The 25,374-nt window shown below is 64.1% G+C and carries 17 protein-coding genes, 1 tRNA gene and 2 riboswitches; of the genes, 10 read left to right on the top strand and 8 right to left on the bottom strand.

The genetic code is table 11. The features are described from left to right. Positions 1–23: 23 nt before the first annotated feature. Positions 24–1,136: an ATP-binding protein gene (locus C5N93_RS18720; RefSeq protein WP_242560477.1), complete on the bottom strand. Its 1,113-nt coding sequence runs from the start codon at positions 1,134–1,136 to the stop codon at positions 24–26. 348 nt (positions 1,137–1,484) lie between these two features. Here C5N93_RS18720 and C5N93_RS18715 point away from each other — a divergent pair, with 348 nt between their 5' ends. Further along, complete coding sequence (locus tag C5N93_RS18715) at positions 1,485–2,249, top strand: flagellar basal body L-ring protein FlgH (protein WP_242560476.1); 765 nt, start codon at positions 1,485–1,487, stop codon at positions 2,247–2,249. Continuing rightward, positions 2,249–2,782 carry a hypothetical protein gene (locus C5N93_RS18710; protein ID WP_069344521.1) on the top strand — a complete coding sequence of 178 codons (534 nt, stop codon included), beginning with the start codon at positions 2,249–2,251 and terminating at the stop codon, positions 2,780–2,782. The genes C5N93_RS18715 and C5N93_RS18710 overlap by 1 nt, the downstream gene beginning before the upstream one ends. On the opposite strand, the gene C5N93_RS18705 is transcribed toward C5N93_RS18710, so the two are convergent. The 3 genes from C5N93_RS18705 to C5N93_RS18695 form a co-directional block, all read right to left on the bottom strand. Further along, complete coding sequence (locus tag C5N93_RS18705; protein WP_242560475.1) at positions 2,682–3,863, bottom strand: hypothetical protein; 1,182 nt, start codon at positions 3,861–3,863, stop codon at positions 2,682–2,684. The genes C5N93_RS18710 and C5N93_RS18705 overlap by 101 nt on opposite strands. Before the next feature lie 222 nt (positions 3,864–4,085). Further along, positions 4,086–5,252 (bottom strand): hypothetical protein, encoded by a 1,167-nt coding sequence (locus tag C5N93_RS18700; RefSeq protein WP_242560474.1) that lies wholly within the window; start codon positions 5,250–5,252, stop codon positions 4,086–4,088. A 190-nt stretch (positions 5,253–5,442) separates the two neighbouring features. Beyond that, positions 5,443–5,518, bottom strand: a tRNA-Arg gene (locus tag C5N93_RS18695). Positions 5,519–5,910: 392 nt separating this feature from the next. Between C5N93_RS18695 and C5N93_RS18690 the strand changes: the two genes are divergently transcribed. Then, on the top strand, positions 5,911–6,807 hold the full coding sequence (locus C5N93_RS18690; protein ID WP_069344525.1) for a c-type cytochrome: 897 nt from the start codon (positions 5,911–5,913) through the stop codon (positions 6,805–6,807). 190 nt (positions 6,808–6,997) lie between these two features. On the opposite strand, the gene C5N93_RS18685 is transcribed toward C5N93_RS18690, so the two are convergent. Further along, a complete protein-coding gene (locus tag C5N93_RS18685; protein WP_242560473.1) occupies positions 6,998–7,774 on the bottom strand; it encodes a metallophosphoesterase in 777 nt (258 codons plus the stop codon). A gap of 516 nt (positions 7,775–8,290) precedes the next feature. Next, complete coding sequence (locus tag C5N93_RS18680; RefSeq protein ID WP_242560472.1) at positions 8,291–10,405, bottom strand: UvrD-helicase domain-containing protein; 2,115 nt, start codon at positions 10,403–10,405, stop codon at positions 8,291–8,293. A gap of 431 nt (positions 10,406–10,836) precedes the next feature. Between C5N93_RS18680 and C5N93_RS18675 the strand changes: the two genes are divergently transcribed. The 7 genes from C5N93_RS18675 (at position 10,837) to C5N93_RS18645 (ending at position 22,175) form a co-directional block, all read left to right on the top strand. Next, positions 10,837–11,784, top strand: a complete 948-nt coding sequence (locus C5N93_RS18675; protein WP_242560471.1) for a hypothetical protein — start codon at positions 10,837–10,839, stop codon at positions 11,782–11,784. A gap of 79 nt (positions 11,785–11,863) precedes the next feature. Next, positions 11,864–11,960, top strand: a riboswitch (glycine riboswitch). 8 nt (positions 11,961–11,968) lie between these two features. Continuing rightward, positions 11,969–12,081: riboswitch (glycine riboswitch) on the top strand. 188 nt (positions 12,082–12,269) lie between these two features. Next, the gene (gene gcvT / locus C5N93_RS18670) at positions 12,270–13,376 is read left to right on the top strand and encodes a glycine cleavage system aminomethyltransferase GcvT (protein WP_150722796.1); all 1,107 of its coding nucleotides are present in this window, start codon (positions 12,270–12,272) and stop codon (positions 13,374–13,376) included. 74 nt (positions 13,377–13,450) lie between these two features. Continuing rightward, positions 13,451–13,834 carry a glycine cleavage system protein GcvH gene (gene gcvH, locus C5N93_RS18665; RefSeq protein WP_242560470.1) on the top strand — a complete coding sequence of 128 codons (384 nt, stop codon included), beginning with the start codon at positions 13,451–13,453 and terminating at the stop codon, positions 13,832–13,834. 111 nt (positions 13,835–13,945) lie between these two features. Continuing rightward, on the top strand, positions 13,946–16,873 hold the full coding sequence (gcvP, locus tag C5N93_RS18660) for an aminomethyl-transferring glycine dehydrogenase (protein WP_242560469.1): 2,928 nt from the start codon (positions 13,946–13,948) through the stop codon (positions 16,871–16,873). Positions 16,874–17,014: 141 nt separating this feature from the next. Beyond that, complete coding sequence (locus C5N93_RS18655) at positions 17,015–18,418, top strand: L-serine ammonia-lyase (RefSeq protein WP_242560468.1); 1,404 nt, start codon at positions 17,015–17,017, stop codon at positions 18,416–18,418. Positions 18,419–18,635: 217 nt separating this feature from the next. Further along, positions 18,636–20,486, top strand: a complete 1,851-nt coding sequence (locus C5N93_RS18650) for a hypothetical protein (RefSeq protein ID WP_242560467.1) — start codon at positions 18,636–18,638, stop codon at positions 20,484–20,486. A gap of 273 nt (positions 20,487–20,759) precedes the next feature. Next, on the top strand, positions 20,760–22,175 hold the full coding sequence (locus C5N93_RS18645) for a sodium:alanine symporter family protein (protein ID WP_150722791.1): 1,416 nt from the start codon (positions 20,760–20,762) through the stop codon (positions 22,173–22,175). 89 nt (positions 22,176–22,264) lie between these two features. On the opposite strand, the gene C5N93_RS18640 is transcribed toward C5N93_RS18645, so the two are convergent. Both C5N93_RS18640 and putP read right to left on the bottom strand, forming a co-directional pair. Continuing rightward, complete coding sequence (locus tag C5N93_RS18640) at positions 22,265–23,419, bottom strand: branched-chain amino acid ABC transporter substrate-binding protein (RefSeq protein ID WP_242560466.1); 1,155 nt, start codon at positions 23,417–23,419, stop codon at positions 22,265–22,267. Between the two features lie 208 nt (positions 23,420–23,627). Next, a complete protein-coding gene (gene putP, locus C5N93_RS18635; RefSeq protein WP_242560465.1) occupies positions 23,628–25,199 on the bottom strand; it encodes a sodium/proline symporter PutP in 1,572 nt (523 codons plus the stop codon). Positions 25,200–25,374 lie beyond the last annotated feature (175 nt).

Here is a 25,374-nt window from a genome sequence, read left to right as displayed (position 1 = left end):
ATAGGGATCGATGGAGGGCAGGCTTAACTCAAAGTCGTCAGGGTCGTCAGGGCTTGGGTACTGAAACAGCTCGAGACCGCGCTCAGTGCGCAGGTCGATGAAGGGGTAGGGATGGCCGCGTCGTGATGACGCGGCAACGTGATCGACAGCGCCAGGCCCCCCAGGGGCGAGTGCCGCGCGACGATCTGGCCGCCGTGCGCTTCGACGATGTGCTTGCACAGCGCCAGCCCCAGACCGGCGCCGCCGCTGCGTCGGCTGCGCGACGCTTCCACGCGGAACAGCCGTTCGAACAGACGGGGCAGCGCATCGTCGGGCACGCCGGGCGCGGAGTCTTCGATCTCCAGCCGCAACTGTGCCTGCGTCGACGACAAATAGACACGCACTGCGCCGCCGCCGTCGGTATAGCGCAACGAATTCTCAAACAGGTTGCCGATGAGTTGCGTGAGACGGTGCAGATCGCCGTCCACGAAAAGCGTGTCGTCGGGAAGGTGCACGTTCAGTCCGATGCCCTTGGCCTCGAACCAGTCGCGGAAGGCGGCCACCGACGTCGCCACGCGCTCTGTCATATCCACTGGCGCGAACTCGTAGGTCAGCGCGCCCACGTCAGAGAGCGAGAGTTCGTAGAGATCGTCGATCAGCTTGGACAGTTGAGAAATTTCGACGCGTAGCGACGCCAGGGCGTCCTGCGTGAGCGGGCGCACGCCATCTTCCATCGCTTCGATCTCGCCGCGCAGAATCGAGAGCGGCGTGCGCAATTCGTGGGAGATGTCGGCGAGCAGGTTGCGGCGCACCTGATCGTTGCGCGCGAGCGTGTCGGACAGACGGTTCAGGTCGACGGCCAGCCGGGCGAGTTCGTCTGCGCCGGCCGTGGGTGCACGCACGCTGTAATCGCCCATCGCCATACGGTGGGTGGCTTCCAGTAACGGTGTGACGGGCACGAGCAGACGTTGCGCCACGCGCAACGCAATGGCGCCGAGCAGTGCGATGCCGAGAATCGTCAGATACATCAGGTTGTCGCCGCGCAGCCAGCCGTGGCCGGTCATGGCGGCGCGCACGACGACCGTCGTGGCCGCCATCGTGACCAGACCCGTCGCGAAGATCGCGAGGAACAGCTTGCGGGTGATGCCTGAGTTCATGCGTTCGGTGAGTCTCGTTAAGTCTCGCTAAGTGCAACGCCGGACAGCCGGGCCGGACGCGCGGGTAACGACAGGGGAAACGGGGCTGATCTGGCGGGCGCGGACGCCCCTGCCAAGGTCGGCGCGCCATTCTCTCAGCTTCGGAGCCCGGCGCGTCGTGCCTCCACAAATTTTCCTCTATTTGTGCGCAGTGGCTGCACGCCCGGTTCTTACTATCCATCACGAGACTGGCCGCCGAGCCGTTCTCCTCCGACGCTTCGTGCCGCTGTGCGTCGGGCCGCTCATCGTTCCTCTCTTTCGAAAGACATCCGGATACGGCATCCGGGACCGGCGCGGGGGCGCCTCACCATGTCGAAACCGTCGATCCTTGCGCGCTCGCTCGCGCGTGTCGTGCGCCTGCGTGCCGTTCTCGTCCCTGTCATGACCGGGGTGACCCGCGCGCGAGCGCGGCAGGCGACGTGCGTGGCCATCGCGAGCCTCCTTGGCGCGAGTGCCGTCCTCTCGGGATGCGCCAGCACGCAGGTCACGGCCACGCCGATGGCCGTCATGCCAATGCCGCGTGTGGCCAACGTCCAGACGGCCGGCTCGATCTACCAGCCGACCACGGCGACGAACTGGTTCGAGACGCCCGTGGCGCACCGTGTCGGCGATCTGCTGACGATTGCGGTGTCGGAGAACTCGACCGGCAGCAGCAAATCGCAGAGCGATACCTCGCGAAGCGCGAGCGCGACGGCCAAGAGCGCCAAGGCCGACGGCGCCGACTCGGTGCTCGAGCGCTGGTTCAACATCGGCCAGCAGGCCAGCAGCTTCAAGGGCAACGGCACGAACACGTCGAGTTCGGCGCTGACCGGCACGATTGCCGTGGCGATCGTGGAGGTGCTGCCTAACGGGGCCTACGTCGTCGGTGGAGAAAAGCAGGTCATGCAGGGCCGCAACATGGAGACGTTCCGCTTCACCGGGGTGGTCAACAAGTTCGACATCTCGCCGGCCAACGTGGTGGCGTCGAGCAAGGTCGGGCAGGCCAAAGTGGCGCGCGTGGATGCGGGTCAGGCTGCCGATGGCAGCAACGGCGGCTGGTTGCAATCGATTCTGCTCGACGTTTCGCCATTCTGATGAAGCGCCTCGCGATGGTGCTGGCGCTGGCGGCTGTGGCCAGCGTGACCCTGGGCGGCTGCCTTTTTGCCACCCCGGCCCCGGTAATCGCCGCGCAGGTGGCCGCCACGATGGTCTCGACGGGCGTGGTGCTCTCGGACCAGTTGCCGTCGATCTCCCCGCCGACGCAGGCGGCCGCGCCGGAATTACTCTCGCACAACATGTGCATCGAACTGCCGTCGGACGGCATCTCCGATCTGTTGCCGGCGATTCAGGGACGGTTGCGGGCATACGGCATCGTGAGCACGATCTACAGTCCGGGCACATGGCCCACGGGCTGCGTCGTGCTCAATTACAACGTGCGTCGCGCGTGGCGTAATTCCTTGTGGGGCAACGCGCCCAGCGAATACCTGGCCTACGCGACGCTCACCCTCAGCCAGAACGGCTCTGTCATCAACACGGTGTATTTCGATGGGCGCTCGTCGACGGTGGAGTCATGGTCGGCGTCGAACTCGCGCATGGCGCAGCTTGTGGATCGGTTGGTGGTGTTCTGACGGGCACGGCGTATTCGATATGTGCGTTGGCGCTGCCCGGATACAGTGGAGAGTGAAGGTGCCGGACAGGCGAGGGTGTTGGTGCGCTGCCGGGTAAGGTCAGCGTGGCCCGGGCGGGGTGACCTCGCCCGCTCCGCTCATATGGGGCCGTTGAACGCCTGATGATGCCGCACACGTTACTGACGTCCAGTCCCGTGAGCTTCGCGATCTGCGTGGGGGTAAGGGTCGGATGCTTTAGACGCAGTTGACGCGCGTGATCGGATTTCGTCTCGTAGGGTTGACGTGGCGTTGTCGTGAGCACTTTTTGCAACTCGGGGGTGAGCGTGAAGTATCTTGGGTCGCTGCGGAGATTTGCCTCATGCGTTCCGACAAGCTTCGCGAGTCGGGCGAGTGGGATGTGGGGATTGGCCGTCAAGATGCGAAAGGCGTGTTCACGATAGCTCTCGCCTTCCTTTTTGGGGGGAATCGCTGCGATCGATGGCGGCCTGCTCTGCGAGACGAGCTTGGGAAAGCGATATCTCAACGAGTGGATACTGCAACCGACCAGATGGGCGAGTGCTTCGCAGGTCAGGTCGGCGTGGTTCGCACTGATGCGATTGGCGTGCGCCTGCGCGCTCTCTTTCGGAAGACGCGGAAAGGCGTTACGGATGGCCGCCAACTGATTGCGCGTCTTTTGAAACACCGGATGACTATCCATCTGCCATCGCGTAGCACCGGATAGCGCTCCAATCTGTGTTCGCGTCAGTTCCGGATGCGTCAGATACAGGCGCGCTGCAAATCGGATATTGCTCTCCAGCTTATAGCGGCTGACAGGCGGCGCCGATGTGCCGACATCAGAATCGGTGCCGGGGAGCGTCGAAATGGCCTGCGTCGTTGGGGGCTCGTCAACCGTCTGCGCAGCGGATGACGGTGGCGCTAAGGGAATCAATGCGTCTGACGTGGTCGACAGGCGCGGCGCCACGTGAGCGACCGGCGGCGCGCTTACGTGATGCGTCGGCGAAAGGACCGGGGATGTGCTGACACGATCGGCAACGGACGCCGTCGTCGGTGCCTGAAACACGGTGCGAAGATCCAGCGCCATGTCCTCGCTGCATGACGGGCCCGTGATCCGCGCAATACGTCTCGCGTCGGCCACCGGGTCGCTGGGGCACCACAGCACGCCCGTATGGGCGGGGGGCGGTAAGGGAAACATAGGCTTGCTCCGGCACGGCGCAGCGTGCGCCGCGCGTCATCGTCAATGATCGTCAATGGATCGCGCACACCGAACTACCGGCCGGCATTCGGTCGTGCGATACGCGTACGTTCATGTCGTTTGAGATTCGTCCATGGGGCTGCCCGCAGGAGGATTGGGCGGCGGCGCTTGTCGAAGCGCGGCGTTCAACGCCGGTTCGTCGTCCTCCCGACGCATCGTCAGCCTGGGCTCCTCCCGGAGCACATATCGGGCCACATTCGTTTGATTGACACCGGAGACGATGGCGAGGTCTTCTACCGTGAACTCAGGGAAGCTGGCATGAACGCGCCGGGCATATTTGGTGTTGTCTTCGTGGGGCCATCGTGGCAATTGCGCGCGCACCTGTTTCTGTCGGGGCGTCAATTCGTAGAACATGGGGGCGGCGCGCATGTTCGAGGCGGTTGCCCCCGAGAGTTGTGCGATTTGTCCCAGGGTGAGCTTGCCGTCGTACCGATGCAAACGACGTGCGTAATGCAGCACTGCTTCGTTGGGTAACTTCGGGACAGCCTGGGCGACACGTTGCAGGTCGTCCGATAACGCAGCATGGTCCACTCGCTTCGGATTGGGGGTTCGTGCCATCGCGAGCCATTCGATTTCTTCGTTCCGGAGGTCGGGGTACGCCTTACCCAGGCGATCGGAGAATTGTTGGTAGGACTCGCGCGATCGTGGCGGAAACGCCAGCAGGATGCGGGTCAATTCAGGGGTGAGCTGCTGACGCGCAAATTCACGCTTGATGTCGCGTGACGGCATACCCACCAGGCAGGCGATGCCGTCGATCCCGAGATGAGGCGACGTCGTCAGAAGACGTTGTGCCCATCGGATTCTCGCTTCACCGGGGCGGCGATCCACACCGGGCGTTGTGGCGACCGGCGCAGTCGCTTCGATCATCGTCAGGAAGACCTCGCCCTCGTGGGCTTTTTGTAAGGGACCGACGTTCACTAGCGCAAAAGGTACGGCGGCGCTGATCGACGGCGCCACGAGGGCAATCGGCCGGACGGCGACGTCAGGTGCGGACTGAGGCAGGAAGGGGGAGGCTTGAGATGTGGTGCCGGGGAACGGGCTTTCCAGGGCGGCAGAGGAAGGCAGGGGGCGCACGACGCGCAGGTCCAGGGCCATCTCCTGGGGGGCGGCGCGCGTGACAGTGTCGGATGCGGGGGCAATGGGTTGCGAGACCCGGCCGTCGGCCGGTGCTGACAAGACGCCCGGGGAGAAATTCAGGAGGTTCGAACGGATATCCATGCGCCACATGGGTCGGAAGCGGATGGCGCGCTACACGTTGTCGTCGAAGCATCATGACGATCGGGATCGCCCCCCGGGCCATCGACCGGATGCCAGATCGTGGCACGCACGGGCGTCGACAGCCTTCGAAATTCGCCCAATGGCCGACAAGGTTGGGGGGAACCGGTGAGGGGGAACGTATGATGCAGATTGGCGCGCCCGACTGGAATCGAACCAGTGACCCTCGGCTTCGGAGGCCGATACTCTATCCCCTGAGCTACGGGCGCTAAGCTGACCACCGGTGGGAATGCGCGAGCGCGCGTACCGGCAGGCAAAGAGGTAGAAGCATAGCGGTTTTGCCGCGTGACGTCCATGCCCCGTGCATTCCCATGCCCCACAATGCGGCAATTCTCTATCGGAAGCCCGTCGGGCGCGGTTTTGCTGTGCATGCAACGCGGCCGCATTTTGCGCAGAAAGCACGCGGAACACCGCTTTGGCTTTCGCGTAAGTTAGGGAAAATACGGGACTTTTGCGGCGTCTGCGCACCGCCTTGGCATGTCATCGGCCGAGGGTTTGTTGCTACAATGGTTCGTTATTTTGACTGGATGGTGCCAGCTTCCCATGCGAGCTATCCGGTGTGATGCACTCGGTTTCCACAAAAACTATTGAGAGATCCCGCATGAGTGAAGCACATAACGAGCACGAGTCCCTGATCAAAACACCCAAGCAGCTCATCGCCGCCATCATTGCCGGTTTTCTCGTTCCCATCGTCATCATCGTCTTGCTGGTCAATTACGTGGGCAACAACGCCCTGACCGGTGCCGGCAGTTCCGCCATGACCGAAAAAGCCATCGCCGAGCGCATCGCGCCCGTGGCCCACGTCGAGATCAAGGATGCCAACGCACCGCGCGTCTACCAGACCGGGGAACAACTCTATAAAGCGGTTTGCGCGGCCTGCCACGCCTCCGGGGCCGCAGGCGCGCCCAAAGTCGGCTCTACCGAAGACTGGGCGCCTCGCATCAAGCCCGGTTACGACGAAATGCTCAAGATCGCGCTGGCCGGCAAAGGCGCCATGCCCGCGCGCGGGGGCACCAGCCCGGACGACGTGACGGACTACGAGATCGGCCGCGCCATCGTCTATATGGCGAACGCCTCGGGCGGCAAGCTGCCGGAACCGGCGCAGCCGGCCCAACCGACGCCTGGCGCTGCCGCGCCCGCCTCGGGGGCGCCGGCCGCGGCTTCGGGCGCGGACGCCGGTAGTGCGGCTGCGGCCGCCGCCGCCATGGCGTCGCTCAAGACGGCGGCGCCCGCAGCGGCCAGCGCCGGTGGCAATCTCGACGCCGGCAAGAAGCTCTACGACACCGTCTGTATGGCCTGTCACGCCAGCGGCGTGATGAACGCGCCGAAGTTCGGCGACAAGGCCGCCTGGGCGCCGCGCATCGCCACCGGTATCGAGACGCTGCACAACGCGGCCATCAAGGGCCTGAACGCCATGCCGCCCAAGGGTGGTGCGGCAGGTGCGTCGGATGACGACGTCAAGGCTGCCGTCGACTACATGGTGAGCGCCGCGAAGTAAGCGCCGCGCCTGCCGTCGCCGATCCCGCAATAAAAAATCCCCGCTTCGGCGGGGATTTTCGTTTCGACGCCGACTCACGTTTTCGGCGTACCTAACGTTCGACGGCCAGACCGACAGCCGGGGCCGTGGCCTGTCCGGGCCACCGTCCGGGCGCGCAATGCGTGTCTCATACGAACACTCAGACGAACACTCAGACGCGCACGATCATCTGCGGATCGAACGCCGGATTCTCCACACGTCCCTCGAAGCAATAGCCACGCGGATTGCACAGCACCCGGGTGTGCCCAACGCGATAATCGAACGAATCATGCGTATGGCCGTGCACCCATAGCGCGGCATCGGACTGGTCGATGAGCGAGGTCAAATCCGAAATGAATGCCGGATTCACGAGCGATCCCGCAAAGCGCGGATGAATGCTCTGGGGTGTCGGCGCGTGATGGGTGACGACCACCGTCGGGCCGTCGTGCGGCGTGGCCAGCGTTCGGGTGAGCCAGGCGACGTTCTCGCGACACAGCGCCGCGCAATCGTCCGGCGTGAAGAAGGGCAGATCGGACCACGGCGCGGCCGGGTCGCCGATGCGAATCCGCGTGAAGTCGCGCACGAACTTCTGCGACTCCTCGATCACGGCGTCATGCTTGCCCTCGGCGTCGTACAGCGCGAAATCGGACCACAACGTCGTCCCCACGAAGCGCACGCCGCCCAACGTCAACGCACTGCGCTCAAGCAGATGGACGTTGCTTCCCACCGTCAGACGTCGCAATTCGGTCAGCGTGCCGGCGAGCGTCGCGCCGTAGAACTCGTGATTGCCGGGAACGTAGATGACGGGCCGCGGCAATTGCTTCGCCCATTCGATCGCTTGCGCCGGACGGCTGATGTCGCCGGCAAGAATCGTCACATCGGCTTCGACGTCGGGAATGGCCAGCGGCGCCACGGACAAATGCAGGTCGGACAGGATATGCAGTCTCACGCACCACGCTCCACAAAACTTGGGGATCGGTGCCGCACACGCGTCGCCGCGGTGAGCGTCGGGCATCGGATGGCCGGACGCGGCAGGAAGGTGTGGGCATTGGGCCGAAATCAACGCGATTTGCGTTATGTTTCGCCCGTTTTTTACCGACTATCACCCGCGCTGCGTCGATGGTCAAGATATCTTTGTCTTCGAAAGGATGCGCTCCTATAGTGAAACTTCAACTGATTTCATCCGACGAGAGGAGGCGAGCCTATGCGAAAACTGATGGTGGCAGTCCTGCTTTGTTTGACCGGTCTTGCGGGCGTTGTCGTGGCGTCGAGCCCGGCCACCGCGTGTGACCAGACGTCTTCGGGTAGTGGCAAGTAGCGTTTCCAGCAGCAAGCCAGCATTGGCTTCACGGCGCGCCTGCTGCCGCCGACAGCCCCGGTAAGGACGTCGCCGTTCCTCAGACCAGCCCCCGTACGCGGGGGCTATTCGTTTGTGCGCAGAGGCGGGCGCCGGGCGCTCGGAGACTCAGGCGCCGGACGACGACGGTGTCTTGTTCGCGCCGCCGGCGAGCATCGCCTTCAGACTGGCGAGACGGTCCTTGGGCGACATCGGGGCGTCTTCGGGCGGCGGGGGCGGCGCTTCGTCGAGTTGCATCTCTGGCACGAAGCGCGACACTTCGCAGGAGTACGTCTCGCGGGCACGCTTACGCTTCTTGCACCACGACAGTTGCAGCGTGCGTTGCGCGCGCGTGATGCCGACATACATCAGCCGACGTTCTTCCTCGATCTTCTCGGCGGTGACTTCCTCGTCCTCACGAAGGTGCGGCAGGATACCTTCCTCCACGCCGACGAGAAACACGTGCGGGTATTCCAGTCCCTTCGATGCATGCAGTGTCGACAGACGCACGGCGTCGGGATCGTCGCCGTCGCGCCCTTCGAGCATCGACATCAACGCGATGGTCTGCGTGAGTTCCATCAGACTCTTGGCGTCGTCGTCCGCCTCGTCCGCGTCGAGCGAATCGAGCCCTTCGGCGGTGGCCGACGTCTCGCTGCGGGTGCCCTTGCGCTTCATCCATTCGAGGAATTCGAGCACGGTGGTCCAGCGCGACTGCGCCTGACGCTCGTCGAACGTGTCGTACAGATACGCCTCGTAGTGAATGCCTTCCATCAGGTCGTCGATGACCTCGTTGGCCGGGTCGCGCGCCGCCCGCGCCGCAATGCGCTGGATGAAGTCGCAGAATGCACGCAGCGGGTCGAGCTGACGCGGTTGCAAACGCGCTTCGACCGCCCCCATATAGACGGCTTCGAACAGCGACACCTTGGCCTGCCCCGCGAAGCTGCCGAGCACTTCGAGCGTGGTGCTGCCCACACCGCGTCTCGGTGTCGTCACGGCGCGGATGAAGGCCGGGTCGTCGTCCGGATTGGCGAGCAGGCGCAGATACGCGCACAAGTCCTTGATTTCGGCCTTGTCGAAGAACGACTGACCGCCGGAGAGCACATAGGGAATGCGCTCGCGCCGCAGCACCTGCTCGAAGATGCGCGCCTGATGGTTGCCGCGATAGAGGATCGCGTAATCGCGAAACTCGGCGCGTCGCTCGAACTTGTGAGCGGACAGACGAAAGACGACCGACTCGGCTTCGTGCTCTTCGTCGTTCATTGCGGTGACGGTGATCGGATCGCCGAGACCGTGTTCGCTCCAGAGCTTCTTCTCGAAGATTTTCGGATTCTTCGCAATCACATTGTTCGCCGCCGTCAGAATGCGCGACGTCGAACGGTAGTTCTGTTCGAGCTTGATGACTTTGAGTGTCGGGAAGTCGACCTGCAACTGCTTGAGGTTTTCCAGCGTGGCGCCGCGCCAGCCGTAGATCGCCTGATCGTCGTCGCCCACGGCGGTGAACGCGGCACGCGGCCCGGCAAGCAGTTTGAGCAGCAGATACTGGCAGGTGTTGGTGTCCTGGTACTCGTCGATCAGCAGGTAGCGCAGCTTGTTCTGCCAGCGATCGCGCACTTCCTCGTCGCGCTCGAACAGCTCGGCGGGCAGCCGGATCAGATCGTCGAAATCGACCGCCTGATACGCCTGCAACGTCGCCATGTAGTTGCGATAGACGAGGGCGGCCTGATGCTCGTCGGCCGTCTCGGCAGCGGCCAGCGCGACTTCCGGGGTGACGAGGCCGTTCTTCCAGAGCGAGATCGCCGTCTGCACGCCGCGAATCATCGCCTTGTCGGTGGTGCCGAGCTGCTCCTGAATCAGGCCGAAGCAGTCGTCGGCGTCGAGAATCGAGAACTGCGGCTTCAGTCCGACGTTCTCGGCTTCGCGTCGCAGAATCTGCACGCCCAGCGAGTGGAACGTACAGATGGTGAGCTGATTGACGGGAACCTTGCGGCCCTCTTTACCCGGCGTGGTGAGTGTCTTGCCTTCGAGCTGCTTGGCCACACGCTCGCGCATTTCGGCGGCGGCCTTGTTCGTGAAGGTCACGGCGGCGATGTGCTTCGGCTCGAAACCCTTCGCTTCGATGAGCCACGCGATCTTTTGCGTAATCACACGTGTCTTGCCGCTGCCCGCGCCGGCCAGCACGAGGCAGGGGCCGTCGAAATAATGCGTGGCTTCGTTCTGGGCAGGGTTGAGCGGAAAGGACGACATGGTGTGACGCGATGGGAACGAGGAGTGACAACGAAAGCGATGGCCGCGTGCGGCATGCCTGATGGGGACCCGCGACCTCGACGTCTTCCGAACGTCCAGCCGCTTCATGGGAAGCGGCTCATGTGCTCGGGGGCAAGGGCTCACGGGCGACTGACGGGCATGCGCCGGGTGGTGGGCAAGTCTATCACGCAGGTGGCACGCCGCCGTGACACGCCGAGGGCGTTGCCAGCGTGTGTCATCTGTGTGGTGTCGACTGTGGGGCCGACGCGACGGGCGGCCGCCGACGTCATGGGACGTGCTGGCGTCGACGCCGACCGGGTGCCTATAATGAATAACGTTGCCATCGTGGTGAGGTCGCCGTGCAATGCCCAACCTGCGGGACGAACAATGCGACGCGCGCGCTGCACTGTGTGAAGTGCGGCGCAACACTCATGGACGCCGAACCCGGCTTTCGGGATGACGGTCTGGGTGCCGCTGCGGCGGCCGGCGTCACCGGCGCCGCGGCCGGCACTGCTGGCGCGGTCGGGGCCATCGGCGTGATCGATTCGCTGGGTGCGCCGTCGCCCGGTGCCGACGATGGAGCGGCCGACACCTCGTCGTCGGCGTCGCCTGCTGCCAGGCGCGCGAGGCATCGCAGCGGCAAGACGAACAAGGCGAACGAAGAGCCCGGCTGGCTCAATAGCGCACTCGTCATCGGGACGGCCATCTTCGCGGCCATCGCCCTGCTCGGGATCTGGTGGAATCTGCGCGCCCCCTACGTCGACCCTGTACCCAAACCGCCCGGCGGGCTCGCCGTCACACCCTTCAATTCCGGTAACGACGCGCCGGTCGTGACGCCGCAGCAGGGCGGCCCGTCCAATCAGACCAGTCAGTCATCCGCCGCGACCGCGCGTGCACAGGCGCTCGCCGCCGTGGACGCCGCCGCTTCCGACGCGGCCGCCGAGGTGGCTGCCACGGCCAGCGCGGTCAGTCCGCCGCCGCTCTCGGCATCTGCCGCCACGGCTGCCCTGACCGCTGCCGCGACCACGCTGTCTGCGCCGCCCGCGACGAAACCGGCGCCCGACGAAATGATGCAATTGCTCAGCCGGCGCGAAGGCACCGACACCACCGCACGCCCCACCGCGAATGCCGATCTGCCCGCGCATTACGACGGCGGCGACATCGGCCCGATCGCGGCGGCCGAGGTGCCGCCGCCAACGTCTGCGCCGGTCGCCTCCGCGCCGTCCGCCGTCACCACGATCGCGGCAGCGCTCGCGCAATGCGAACGCTATCGCTGGTTCGAGGTGATACCGAAGCAGCGCTGCATCTGGGCCGTGTGCAACGGGCGTTGGGGCAAGGACGGTTGCCCGGCGGGTACGAATCCCGGCGAATCGCGCTGACGGCATGACGCCAAAGGTATGGAAAACCGGGCCGTATTTACGGCAAATTGACAGCCTTTGGCTTTCCCCGTAAAGTGCGCGAGCGTGGTCGGGAGAGCGCGCCGGGAAGCACATGCCGGCGCCGCCGAAGGGGTAATACCCATAAACTCTCAGGCATCAAGGACCGGCCGCGCCGAGGGCATCGCCTTCGATCTCTGGAGAGCGGTTGCCGTGTGCGAGACACGCGGGCAACCCACCGAAGGGGCCGGTCAGTACGTACCGGGCAATCTCTCAGGTACCAAGGACAGAGGGGTCATCTCGCCAACTGGCATTGCGCAGGGCAAGTGCATCAGCACGCGCCGTATGAGTTGTCTGCGCCAAGTGCCGGTCGTCGAGATGACCCCTTTTTGCATTTTCGGACGGTGCGTCGCGCGTGGCTTTCGCGGTTCGCGGGGCGACATCTTCCGGAATTCATGAACCTTGATGCCTGACGGCCAGATGCCCCGATGACCGAACTCAAACGTACCCCGCTTAACGATACGCACCGCGCTGCCGGCGCCCGCATGGTCGATTTCGGCGGCTGGGACATGCCCGTGAACTACGGCTCCCAGATCGAAGAGCACAACGCCGTTCGCACCGACGCCGGCATGTTCGACGTCTCGCACATGTGCGTGGTCGACCTGCACGGCCCGAGCTGCCGCGAATTCCTGCGCTTCGCCGTGGCCAACAACGTCGACAAGCTGCAAACCCCGGGCAAGGCGCTCTACACCTGCATGCTCAACCCGAGCGGCGGCGTGATCGACGACCTCATCATCTATTACATCGCCGAAGACTGGTTCCGCATCGTCGTGAACGCCGGTACGGCCGACAAGGATCTCGCGTGGATCGGTCAGCTCAACGCGCACGGCGACTACAGCCTGACGATCACCCCGCGCCGCGATCTGTCGATCGTGGCCGTGCAGGGGCCGAACGCCCGCGCCAAAGTCTGGCAGGCCGTGCCGGGCAGCCAGGCCGCGAGCGAAGCCCTCAAGCCGTTCAACGCCGCGTTCGCCAAAGACACCGCCTTCGGTGAGCTGATGATCGCGCGCACCGGTTACACGGGGGAAGACGGCTTCGAAGTCATCGTGAATGCCGACCACGTGGCGGCGCTGTGGAAGGCGCTGGTTGCAGTCGGCGTGCGTCCGGCCGGTCTGGGCGCGCGTGACACGCTGCGTCTGGAAGCTGGCATGAACCTCTACGGTCAGGACATGGACGACGACGTGTCGCCGCTCGACGCCGGCCTGGCCTGGACCGTCGAGAAGGAGAGCGAGCGTACGTTCGTCGGCAAGGATTCGCTGCTCTCGCGCGGCCAGACGTGGCGCTTCGCGGGCCTCGTGCTCGACGGCAAGGGCGGCGTGCTGCGCGCGCATCAGGTCGTGGTGACGGACGCGGGCGACGGTGAAATCACCAGCGGCACCTTCAGCCCGAGCCTCCAGCAATCGATCGCTTTCGCCCGTCTGCCCAAGGGCGTGCCGGACGGTGCGACCGTGCATGTGCAAATTCGTGACAAGCAATTGCCCGCACGTGTGGTCAAATTACCGTTCGTGCGTCACGGCAAGGCCGTGGTGGCCTGAGATCGGCGCCACGGTGCGGCGACACGAATTACCGAAAACCGAATACCCCAAACACTGAATTCCGGAGCGTCAACATGGCGAACATCCCCGATAACCTCAAGTACACCAAGTCCGACGAATGGGCCCGCCTCGAAGCCGACGGCACCGTGACGGTCGGCATTACCGATTTCGCACAGGAATCCCTGGGCGACATCGTTTTCGTCGAGATGCCGACGGTTGGCAACACGGTCGCGTTCAATGACGGCGTCGCCGTGGTCGAGTCGGTCAAGGCGGCCGCCGACATTCACGCGCCGATCGGCGGCGAGATCCTCGAAATCAACGAGGAAGTGCGAGGCTCGCCGGAACTGGTCAACGGCGATGCGTACGGCAACTGGCTGTTCCGCGTGAAGCCGTCGAACGCGGCCGAACTGGACAAGCTGCTGAACGCCGAGCAATACGCGGCGAAGATCGGCAACTGATGCCGGTGCGCGACGCCGGGAGGGCTTCGGTCCCCCCGGTGCCGCTGACTTACCGATCTTACCGATGTTGCCCCGCCGTCACTTGCCGTGATCGAACGAGAGATCTGACCCATGAATGCTTTGAACGACCTGCATGCCTCGCGCCGCTCGCTTGCCGAGCTTGAGCAGCGCGACAACTTCTCCGCGCGCCATATCGGCCCGGATACCCCCGAACAACAGGCCATGCTCTCCGAGCTTGGCTACGCGTCGCGCGCCGCGCTGATCGACGCCGTCGTGCCCGCCTCGATTCGTCGCGACGGTACGCAATTCTCGGCATCGCTCGGCGAGTTTGCCGCCGCGAAGACCGAAACGCAGGCGCTGGCGCAACTGCGCGCGCTCGCCGACCAGAATCAGGTCTTCAAATCGTTCATTGGTCAGGGCTACTACAACACGTTCACGCCGGGCGTGATCCTGCGCAACGTGCTCGAGAACCCCGCCTGGTACACGGCTTACACGCCGTATCAGCCGGAAATCTCGCAGGGCCGCCTCGAAGCGCTGCTCAACTACCAGCAGATGATCATCGACATGACGGGTCTGGCGATCGCCAACGCGTCGATGCTCGACGAAGCGACCGCCGCCGCCGAAGCGATGACGCTGGTCAAGCGCACCGGCAAGTCGAAGTCGAACACGTTCTTCGTGGCCGATGACGTGCTGCCGCAGACCATCGAAGTGGTGCAGACGCGCGCCAGGCCGCTCGGCATCGAAGTGCAGGTCGGCCCGGCTGCGGCTGCGGCCGAAGTCGATGCGTTCGGCGTGCTGGTGCAATACCCGGGTGTCGGCGGCGACGTGCGCGACTATCGCGCGCTGGCCGACGCCATCCATGCCAAGGGCGGCATGCTGATCGCTGCCGCCGACCTGCTCTCGCTCACGCTGCTCACGCCGCCGGGCGAGTGGGGTGCGGACGTGGCCGTCGGTAACAGCCAGCGCTTCGGCGTGCCGATGGGCTTCGGTGGCCCGCACGCCGCCTATCTGGCCACGCGCGACGAGCTCAAGCGCTCGATGCCGGGCCGTCTGGTCGGCGTGTCGGTCGATTCGCAAGGCAAGCCGGCGCTGCGTCTCGCGCTGCAAACGCGCGAGCAGCACATTCGCCGCGAGAAGGCCACGTCGAACATCTGTACCGCGCAGGCGCTGCTCGCCATCATGGCCAGCATGTACGCCGCGTATCACGGCCCGCAAGGCCTGCGCATCATCGCCGAGCGTGTGCATCGTCTGACGGCCGTGCTGGCTGCCGGTCTCACCGCGCTGGGCGCCGCGCCGCGTAACGCGACGTTCTTCGACACGCTGACGGTGCCCGTCGCCGGTCGTGCAGACACCGTCCACACCGTGGCCGCTGCGCGTCGCTTCAATCTGCGTCGCGAAGATGCCGACACCGTGGGTCTGTCGCTCGACGAAACCAGCACGCGCGCCGATGTGATCGCGCTGTGGGAAGTGGTCGCCGAAGGCCTGGGCAAGAGCGCAGTCTCGCTGGACTTCGACGCCATCGAAGCCACCGTCACGAACGGTTTCCCGTTGACGCTCACGCGTCAGAGCGCCTACCTCACGCACCCGGTGTTCAACCGTTATCACTCCGAGCACGAAATGCTGCGTTACCTGCGCAGCCTGTCGGACAAGGACCTGGCGCTCGACCGCACGATGATCCCGCTGGGTTCGTGCACGATGAAGCTCAACGCCACCTCGGAAATGCTGCCGGTGACGTGGCCGGAGTTCGGTCAGATCCACCCGTTCGCACCGACCACGCAAACCGTCGGCTATCGTTCGATGATCGATCAGCTCGAACAGATGCTGGTGGCCGCCACGGGCTACGCCGCCGTCTCGCTGCAACCGAATGCCGGTTCGCAGGGCGAGTACGCGGGTCTGCTCATCATTCAGGCGTATCACGCGTCGCGCGGCGAAGCGCATCGCGACATCTGCCTGATTCCGGCGTCGGCACACGGCACCAACCCGGCATCGGCACAGATGGCCGGCATGCAGGTCGTGGTGGTCGCGTGCGACGCGAACGGCAACGTCGATCTGGCCGACCTGCAAGCGAAGGCCGAGCAGCATCGCGAGCGTCTGGCCGCGATCATGATGACGTACCCGTCCACGCACGGCGTGTTCGAAGCCGGCGCGCGTCAGATTTGCGAAATCGTGCACGCCAACGGCGGTCAGGTGTATGTCGACGGCGCGAACATGAATGCCATGGTCGGCCTGTGTGCGCCGGGTGAATTCGGCGGCGACGTCTCGCACCTGAACCTGCACAAGACGTTCTGCATTCCGCACGGCGGTGGCGGCCCGGGCGTCGGCCCGGTCGCGGTGGGCGCGCATCTGGCGCAATTCCTGCCGAACCAGCGTTCGACGGGCTACTCACGTGATGCGCACGGCATCGGTGCCGTGTCGGCGGCGCCGTACGGCTCGGCGTCGATTCTGCCGATCTCGTGGATGTACGTTGCCATGATGGGCGCACAGGGCCTGACGGCGGCGACCGAGACGGCCATCCTGAACGCCAACTACCTCGCCAAAAAGCTCGCGCCGCACTACCCGGTGCTGTACTCGGGACCGGGCGGACTGGTGGCGCACGAGTGCATTCTGGATCTGCGTCCGCTCAAGGACACCAGCGGCATCACGGTGGACGACGTGGCCAAGCGCCTGATGGACTTCGGTTTCCACGCACCGACGATGAGCTTCCCGGTGCCGGGCACGCTGATGGTCGAGCCGACCGAGTCGGAATCGAAGCACGAACTGGATCGTTTCATCGAAGCGATGGTCGCGATTCGCGAGGAAATTCGTGCGGTGGAAGAAGGCCGCGCCGATCGCGAAGACAACCCGCTCAAGCATGCACCGCACACGGCCGCCGTGGTGACCGCCGACGAATGGACGCACGCGTATGCGCGCAGCCAGGCGGCGTACCCGGTGGCGGCGTTGCGCGAGCGCAAGTACTGGCCGCCGGTCGGACGTGCCGATAACGTCTACGGCGACCGGAACCTGTTCTGTGCCTGCGTACCGATGAGCGACTACGAGTAACAGACGTCGCGAAGATTCGACAAACGGGGGCCGGCAGAAACATTGCTGGCCCCTTTTTGTCTCTATGGATGTCACGCGAATGCGCCAGACTGGTGGCATTCGAGGCGTCACAAAAACGTTTCAGAACTTCAGGAAAGCGTCATGGCCGTTTCAGTTTTCGATTTGTTCAAGATCGGTATCGGACCGTCGAGTTCGCATACCGTGGGGCCGATGCGCGCAGCGCTGATGTTCGTGCAGGGATTGGAGCGCGACGGATTGCTGCCGCAGGTGGCGACGTTGCGCGCCGAGTTGTACGGCTCGCTCGGGGCCACCGGAAAGGGCCACGGCACCGACAAGGGCGTGCTGCTCGGTTTCATGGGCGAGGCGCCCGATACCGTCGATCCGTCGACGATTGCCGCGCGTCTGGCGACGCTGCGCAAGGAAAAGGCACTCTCGATTCTCGGCAAGCACGACGTGCCTTTCGTCGAGAAGGAACACATGGTGTTCTACCGTCGTGAGGCGATGGCCGAGCACCCGAACGGCATGAAATTCCATGCGTTCGACGGCGCGGGCAACAAGCTGCGTGAAGGGCGCTATCTGTCGGTGGGCGGCGGCTTCGTCGTGACGGCGGGCGCGTCGAATGCGCAGGTGCTCTCCGCACACGATCAGTTGCCGTACCCGTTCCGCACGGGCAAGGAATTGCTGGAGATGTGCCGCGCGAGCGGCAAGACCATCGCGCAGTTGATGTGGGAAAACGAGCTGGTCTGGCATCACGGTGAGAATGCGGAAGACGATATCCGTCGTGGCTTGCTCAACATCTGGAGCGTGATGCAGTCGTGCGTGACGCGCGGGTGCGGTATTGGCAACGACGAAGCCGACGGCGAACTGCCGGGGCCGTTGCACGTGCGACGTCGCGCGCCGGAGTTGTACCGTCAACTGACGCAACGCGCAGAGCGCACGCTGTCCGACCCGCTGTCGGTGATGGACTGGGTGAACCTGTACGCGATCGCCGTCAACGAAGAGAACGCCGCAGGCGGGCGCGTGGTGACCGCGCCGACGAACGGTGCCGCGGGCATCATCCCCTCGGTGCTGCATTACTACGACCGGTTTGTCCACGGCGCGAACGAACAGGGCGTGATCGACTTTCTGCTCACCGCCGGTGCCATCGGCATCCTGTACAAGCTCAATGCGTCGATTTCCGGCGCGGAAGTGGGCTGTCAGGGGGAAGTCGGCGTGGCGTGTTCGATGGCAGCGGGCGCACTCGCGGCGGTGCTCGGCGGCACGGTCGAGCAGGTTGAGAACGCGGCCGAGATCGGCATGGAGCACAACCTCGGTCTGACGTGCGACCCGGTCGGCGGCCTCGTGCAGATTCCGTGCATCGAGCGCAACGCGATGGCGTCGGTCAAGGCGGTGAACGCGGCCCGTATGGCGCTGCGCGGCGACGGCGCGCACTATGTGTCGCTCGATTCCGTCATCAAGACGATGCGCGAAACCGGCGCCGACATGAAGACGAAGTACAAGGAAACGGCGCGTGGCGGGCTGGCGGTGAATATCGTCGAGTGCTGATGGTCTGACGTCGATACCGACGAAAGCCGCGTGACGAAAGTCCCGCGGCTTTTGTTTTTTGCGATTCGGCTTTCGAATTGGTGACATGGCAAGACGCTCGCCGCACAAATGCCAAAGCTTGCCGGAGTGCCCTCACAGAGAATGTCGGGATTTTTCAGCCGCCGTCGTCACCGGTGTTCATGGTGGCGGCGGCGGCCGTTCTCAAAGGGGGTGGTCAATGCGAAGGAAACAATCCGGCATTTTCCTGGTGTCTGCCGCGATTGCGGTGGCTGTCGTGGGTGCGCTGATTACGTTCTGGGGTGTGCAGCAGGCACGCCAGATGCGCATCGAGCGGGCAGAGCGGATCGGGGAATCGCTCAAAGCCATCGGCAATGCCGTCGAGACGTTCACGGTCAAGCATCACGGGGAAATCGACAAGTTGCTGTCGGGCAAGGGAGGGGATGCGCTCCAGATCAACGGCGTCGAGTTCCGGCGCAAAGTGCTGCCGGATAACAGCGTCCGCCTCGAGAACCTGAACGCGACAACGTTGATTCAGGCGTTGCGGCTGCCGGGCGTCTCGGACAAACCGCCGCCCGGTGTGGGGCAGTACGAGATTCACGTCGACCGCGTGTGCGAAGTGAAGGACGCCTGTCGGATCGAAACGCTGACATTCCTGACCGAACCGATACGGCAGACGTACTCGTCCGACGCGGACATCAACATGTCCAGCATTGCAGCACGCAAGATCGGGACATACGGTGGTCTGTCCACGTCCGGTAACCCGGGCCAGATCCGATTCATCGATCAGGCCGAGGGCGTGTTGCCGATCGTCAATCCGAAGGCGGGCGTTGCGGGGTTGCTCGCCATGCGCGGCGGTTCACAGACCAAGGACCTCAACAATACGGTCTCACGCGACGGATCACGCGCCATGTCGGGCGATCTGAATTTTGCGGATGCGGAGGCGAAAGACGCATCCAACGATCCGATAAGGCACAACATCGCGGGAGTGGGGAATATCGAGGGCAACGGCAATCTGAGGATGGGCTCGCTGGATGTTGGGGCTGACGCAAATTTTAATGGCACGCTGAATCTGCAATCCAAGAGCGACATCGTCGGTGCGAAAGACATCGAAGGCTCGGGGAAACTCTCCATGCAGACGGTGACCGCGAAAAGCGCGACGGTCGGTGCTTTATCCGCTGACGAGAAGGGGGCCATGGTGAGCGGCCAGTTGCAGATGGCGGGCAACGACATTGACGATGCGAAGAAGGTTTCTGCGGAGGAGGTGTTGGCGGACTCTGTCCGGTCAGAAAAACTCAAGGCGATGGGAGGCATCGTCGAGTTCGACAAAGATAACCTCGCGATCGAGGGCGGCGGTTGCAGCGTCAATGGGATCAGTCTGGATACGTCCGGCAGAGTGCTGTCGTGCCAGTTCCGCAACAATGCCTGGGTGTGGCAACTCGCGAGCATGCCCCGGAGCGTGACGGACGTGCCGACCAAACTGGTGGAGGAGATCACCGACGTGGCCCGTCAAGGCAACCAGCTCTGGCTGGCCGAAATCCCGGTTGACGGGTCAAGGCTCGATAGCAGTGGTCGGAACCGCGTACACGCCGACAACCTCGCACTCATCGAAATCAAAGGGGCGCTTGGCTGTTCGGATTCTCGCCACCCCGAGAACTCAGACCAATGGGAGAGGCGTGGTCACCTTTATACGGACAGGTATTGGAGCGACGGACGCATCCAGTTCTCCAACTACTTCGATGGTGTCTCGTTCGCTAAAGACGCGCGCGCGCTCATCAACACCAGTGCCAACCGGTCACGGAAGATCCTGTGTCTGGTCACCCGGCAGGAAAATCTTTCCGTGTTCGCCTACGAGCCGAAACACATCTCCCAATTCTCCATCGGCTGGATCAGTCACCCCGGAGGCCAAACGAAGCAACGCGCTATCGAAGGGATTCGCAGCGGTGACTCGGGAGTGAAGGTTATTCCGACGTTCCACGGTAGCAGTAGTCCGGATTTCATGCGTCAGATCAACACCATGTTCGCCGGCAGTCCGAGCGAGATATGGGACAGGAAGGACGTCATCAAGTGAGTCTGCTCGGCGCGTTGCCTGAGCGTCATATGACAGTCACATTCCCCCGCTAATCTACGTATTGATGTCTCCTTGCCTTGTCTTTGAGCCGCCCGGCGAATGCCGAGCGGCTTTTTTATTGTTCGTCGTCCAGGCATGATCCGCAGATAGGAAAAAGCGCAAAGTGCCGCGTCTATCTGTCGAATCTGCTCGATTCTTGCGATTCTCCGTCCCTTGCCTCCTGTTCCCCAACGGGACAGAGGCTGTTCGAAATGACGACAGGAGACGATCGCTATGGAGAGTTGGCTCAAATCGATGGTCGATGCCATCGGGGGGGTGTTGTCCGGTTACCCGCTTGTCATCGCGTTGCTCGGCGCAGGTCTGTACTTCACTTTGCGGTTCGGCGGCATACAGTTCCGCGCGTTGGCGCACAGCGTTTGCCTGCTGCGTAAGTCGGGCAGCACCGGCGGCATCTCGCCGTTTCAGGCCTTCGCGACAGGGCTGGCGAGTCGTGTCGGTACCGGAAATATTGCCGGGGTTGCCGTCGCGCTGACCATTGGCGGTCCCGGGGCGATTTTCTGGATGTGGATGACGGCGTTGCTCGGTATGGCGTCGGCGTTCGTCGAGTCGACACTCGCGCAAATCTTCAAGGTGCCGCATCGCGACGACACCTTCCGGGGCGGTCCGGCGTACTACATCCAGCTCGGCCTCGGATCGCGCAAGTTCGGGATCGTGTTCGCCATCGCACTGCTCTACACATTCGGCTTTGCGCTCAACTCCGTGCAGTCGCACTCGATTGCGGAAGCGCTGGAAGCGTCGTTTGGCTGGGAGCGTCAGTGGATCGGTATCTCGCTGGTGTTGCTCACAGCGCCGATCATCTACGGTGGCGTGCGACGTGTCGCACGAATGGCGCAATGGATCGTGCCCGTGATGGCCGTCGCCTATCTGAGCCTTGCGGCGTTCGTCTGCATCGTGCATATCCACGAGATCCCGGACATGATCGCGATGATCTGGCGTCATGCTTTCGGGCTGGAACCTGCGGCGGGTGGCATCGCCGGATATGCCGTCAGTCAGGCGGTGCTGATGGGGGTCAAGCGCGGACTCTTCTCGAACGAGGCGGGAATGGGCAGTGCGCCGAATGCGGCGGCGGTGGCGACGACGAAGCATCCGGTTCAGCAGGGGTTGATGCAGATGCTCGGCGTGTTTTTCGACACGATCGTGGTGTGCTCCGCCACAGCTTTCATGATCCTGCTTTCGGGGCAGTTCGTGCCGGGCGCCGCGCCGGAAGGATCGGTGCTGACACAGCGCGCACTTGCCACGCATTTCGGCGAGTGGGCGGTCGTCTTCACCGGCATTACCGTGTTTTTCCTTGCCTACTCCAGCGTGCTCGGCAATTACGCGTATGCGGAGGTGAACATGGACTACATGACGCAACGCCCCTGGCTGCTCAACATCTTCCGCGCTTTCGTGTTGCTGGCGGTCATGCTGGGCTCGGTCGCGAGCTTGCCGATGGTATGGAGTCTGGCCGATGTCGGCACCGCGTTGATGGCGTTCATCAACCTCGTGGCGATCGGATTGCTGATGAAGTACGCGCGGGTCGCGTGGCACGACTATCAGCGTCAACGTAAGGCGGGTGTCGCGGAGCCCGTCTTCACGCGCGACGCCATGCCGCCCGAACTGCGTGAGCGGTTGCCCAAGGACGTCTGGTGAAGTGAAAAAAAGGCCGGTGAGTCATCCTCACCGGCCTATGTGCGTCTTGCGTGGCTTAACGCGCTATCGCAAGCCCGTGATGGCGTGACTTACTTGCCACCGACCGTTTCCAGCACGGTCCACTTGCCGTCGACGACCTTGTACAGCGTGATCGAGCCGTACTTCAGGTCACCCTGCGGGTCGTAAGCCAGTTCACGCGTGGTGACGCCGGGCATGCTCGTCTTGGCCAGCACCGGCAGGTACTTCGCCGGATCCGTCGAGTTGGCCTTCTTCATGGCCGACATCATGGCCATCGCGCCGTCATAGGCGTACGGCGAGTACGTTTCCGGACCGGCGCCGAACTTGGCCTTGTAGCGCGACTCGTAAGCGGCGCCGCCGGGCATCTTGTCGAGCGGCAGACCCGCCAGCGAGACGACCGAACCGTTGGAGGCGTCGCCGGCGATCTTCAGGAAGGCGTCCGACTTGACCATCTCGCCTGCCATCAGCGTGGCCTTGATGCCCAGTTCGCGCATTTGCTTGGCGAGCGGGCCGGCTTGCGCATCGGCGCCGCCGTAGAACACCACGTCCGGGTTGGAGCGCTTGAGGTTGGTCAGAATGGCGCGGAAGTCCACGGCCTTGTCGTTGGCGAACTCGCGGCGCACGATCTTGCCGCCGGCAGCCTTCGCGGCCTTCTCGAACTCGTCGGCCAGCCCCTGACCGTACGCGGTGCGGTCGTCGACGATGGCGATGTTCTTGAAGCCCAGCTTCTTGACGGCGAACGTACCGACAACCGAACCCTGCTGGATGTCCGACGTCATCATGCGGAAGGTCGTCTTGAAGCCTTGCTTGGTGTATTCCGGTGCCGTCGCCATGGCGATTTGGGGGATGCCGGCCTGTGCGTAGATACGCGAGGCGGGAATCGTCGTGCCGGAGTTGAAGTGGCCGAGCATGCCCTTGATGCCGTTGTCGACCAGCTTCTGCGCAACCAGCGAACCCTGACGCGGGTCAGCCTGATCGTCTTCGGCCTGCAACACGAACTTCACCGGCTTGCCTTCGATGGTCGGCTTGGTGGCGTTGTACTCGTCGACAGCCAGCTGGATGCCGTTCTGCATGTCCTTGCCGTAGTGGGCCTGTGCGCCCGTGAGCGGTGCGGCAAAACCCAGCTTCACTTCCTGCGCCTGTTGCGCATTGGCTGCGCCGGACGCGACCAATCCGGCAAGCAGTCCCGCGACTGCGACGGCGCTAGCCGTAAGCTTCGATTGCATCAACCCTCTCCTTGCATGTGTTTGTCGTTGAGTGGCGTGTCCGCGGGATCGCCGCGGCACGCCTTTCTTGAAACGTCGTCAGTACCAGGCCGGTTGACCCGGGACGGCATTCATCGCAATCAAACGCAAAATGCGTCCGACGCGGCAGTATTGGATGGCTGCTCGCGCCGGTCAAGAGGGAGAAATTCCGATAGAAGGTGCTACCGGGTTATGGCGACGGTTGCGCCGCCGGGGCCTGGGTGCCACCCGACCCGTCTACCGCATCGGTGTCGGACGTCTTGCCGTCGCGGATTTCCTGCAACCGGGTCTCGGCGGCGGCGTAGCGGGCCAGCACGGCGGCGCTCGGTGCGCGGTCCAGTCGGCTTACGACGAACAGCGCCAGCCCGCCCAACGTGAAGCCCGGCACGATCTCGTAGAGGTCGAACCAGCCGAACTGCTTCCAGATCAGCACCGTTGCCGCGCCCACGACAATGCCCGCGAGCGCGCCGTTGCGCGTGACGCGCGGCCACAGCAGCGTGGCGAGTACCAACGGACCGAACGCGGCGCCGAAGCCCGCCCACGCGTAGCTCACCATGCCGAGCACGCGGCTTTCCGGGTCGAGCGCGAGCAGCACGGCGATCACGGCCACGGCCAGCACCATCGCGCGACCGATCCACACGAGGCGGCGCTGACTCACCGGGCCGCGCGCGAACGTCTTGTACAGGTCTTCCGTCAGCGCGCTGGAGCACACCAGCAATTGGCAGGACAACGTGCTCATCACCGCCGCGAGGATGGCCGCGAGCAGCACGCCCGCGAGCCACGGTGTGAAGAGTTGCTGCGTCAGCGCGATGAAGATCGTTTCCGAGTTGGCGTTCACGCCGGCGCCGAGTTCCGGGCGTGCGCTGTAGAACGCCAGTCCGAAAAAGCCCACGGCGACGGCACCGGTCAGGCACAACACCATCCATGTCATGCAGATGCGGCGTGCCTTCGGAATCGCGGCGGCCGAGCGCGCGGCCATGAAGCGCACGAGGATGTGCGGCTGGCCGAAGTAGCCGAGGCCCCACGCGAGCAGCGACAGCACGCCGACGGGGGCGAGGTCGCCGAGCAGGTCCGTGTGGGCCGGGTGGACGGCGGTCACGGCGTCGATGGCGGTAAACGGGCCGCCGTCGATGCTGATCACGGCAATCGGCGTGACGACCAGCGCCGCGAACATCAGCGACGCCTGCACCGTGTCCGTCCAGCTAACCGCCAGAAAGCCGCCGATGAAAACGTACGCGATGGTGGCCACGGCGCCGATCCACAGCGCGGTGTGATAGTCGAGGCCGAACATCGTCTCGAACAGACGGGCGCCGGCCACGACGCCCGACGCGCAGTAGATCGTGAAGAAAATGAGAATCACGAGCGCCGTGACGATGCGCAGCACATGGCTACGGTCGTCGAAGCGTTGCGTCAGATACTCGGGCAGCGTGAGCGCATTGCCGCAGACTTCGGTGTGCACACGCAGCCGTGCGGCCACGAGACGCCAGTTGGCCCACGCACCGATCGCCAGACCGATGGCGATCCACACGCCGGACAGACCGCCTACGTAGATGGCGCCGGGCAGGCCGAGCAGCAGCCAGCCGCTCATGTCGGACGCCCCGGCGGAGAGTGCGGTGACGAAGCTGCCGAGGCGGCGTCCGCCGAGGATGTAGTCGGACAGATTGTTGGTGGAGCGGTAACCGAGCCAGCCGATGACCAGCATCAATATCAAATAGACGGTGAACGACACCGCCGTGGGGTTCCAAACAGACACGTTGGACATGTTGCCTCCTTGTACGGCGCGCAAGCGCGTTGCGCCTCTTCCGGCATGACGAAAGAGGTGCTACGCGTACTGACGGCCGCGGTGGCCGGCGATACGTGTCGCCGGCACGGGTTAACCGCGCTGAAGCGGTGAGACGCGTTATATGTCGGGGGCGGGCGCGACGATACCCCGAAAT

This window comes from Pandoraea sp. LA3 (assembly GCF_022696215.1).
In the GTDB taxonomy this organism is placed as follows: Bacteria; Pseudomonadota; Gammaproteobacteria; order Burkholderiales; family Burkholderiaceae; genus Pandoraea; species Pandoraea capi.
Note: the sequence above shows the minus strand (reverse complement) of the source record. Positions and strands in the feature narration are given on the sequence as shown.

What these genes read in the sequence shown, in the direction of transcription:
- C5N93_RS18655 (WP_242560468.1), top strand. Translation starts at nt 17,015, where the DNA reads ATGGCCGTTTCAGTTTTCGATTTGTTCAAGATCGGTATCGGACCGTCG.
- putP (WP_242560465.1), bottom strand. Translation starts at nt 25,199, where the DNA reads ATGTCCAACGTGTCTGTTTGGAACCCCACGGCGGTGTCGTTCACCGTC.
- C5N93_RS18705 (WP_242560475.1), bottom strand. Translation starts at nt 3,863, where the DNA reads ATGGCGCTGGATCTTCGCACCGTGTTTCAGGCACCGACGACGGCGTCC.
- C5N93_RS18645 (WP_150722791.1), top strand. Translation starts at nt 20,760, where the DNA reads ATGGAGAGTTGGCTCAAATCGATGGTCGATGCCATCGGGGGGGTGTTG.
- C5N93_RS18675 (WP_242560471.1), top strand. Translation starts at nt 10,837, where the DNA reads ATGGACGCCGAACCCGGCTTTCGGGATGACGGTCTGGGTGCCGCTGCG.
- gcvT (WP_150722796.1), top strand. Translation starts at nt 12,270, where the DNA reads ATGACCGAACTCAAACGTACCCCGCTTAACGATACGCACCGCGCTGCC.
- C5N93_RS18640 (WP_242560466.1), bottom strand. Translation starts at nt 23,419, where the DNA reads ATGCAATCGAAGCTTACGGCTAGCGCCGTCGCAGTCGCGGGACTGCTT.
- gcvP (WP_242560469.1), top strand. Translation starts at nt 13,946, where the DNA reads ATGAATGCTTTGAACGACCTGCATGCCTCGCGCCGCTCGCTTGCCGAG.
- gcvH (WP_242560470.1), top strand. Translation starts at nt 13,451, where the DNA reads ATGGCGAACATCCCCGATAACCTCAAGTACACCAAGTCCGACGAATGG.
- C5N93_RS18715 (WP_242560476.1), top strand. Translation starts at nt 1,485, where the DNA reads ATGTCGAAACCGTCGATCCTTGCGCGCTCGCTCGCGCGTGTCGTGCGC.
- C5N93_RS18700 (WP_242560474.1), bottom strand. Translation starts at nt 5,252, where the DNA reads ATGGATATCCGTTCGAACCTCCTGAATTTCTCCCCGGGCGTCTTGTCA.
- C5N93_RS18650 (WP_242560467.1), top strand. Translation starts at nt 18,636, where the DNA reads ATGCGAAGGAAACAATCCGGCATTTTCCTGGTGTCTGCCGCGATTGCG.
- C5N93_RS18720 (WP_242560477.1), bottom strand. Translation starts at nt 1,136, where the DNA reads ATGAACTCAGGCATCACCCGCAAGCTGTTCCTCGCGATCTTCGCGACG.
- C5N93_RS18710 (WP_069344521.1), top strand. Translation starts at nt 2,249, where the DNA reads ATGAAGCGCCTCGCGATGGTGCTGGCGCTGGCGGCTGTGGCCAGCGTG.
- C5N93_RS18690 (WP_069344525.1), top strand. Translation starts at nt 5,911, where the DNA reads ATGAGTGAAGCACATAACGAGCACGAGTCCCTGATCAAAACACCCAAG.
- C5N93_RS18680 (WP_242560472.1), bottom strand. Translation starts at nt 10,405, where the DNA reads ATGTCGTCCTTTCCGCTCAACCCTGCCCAGAACGAAGCCACGCATTAT.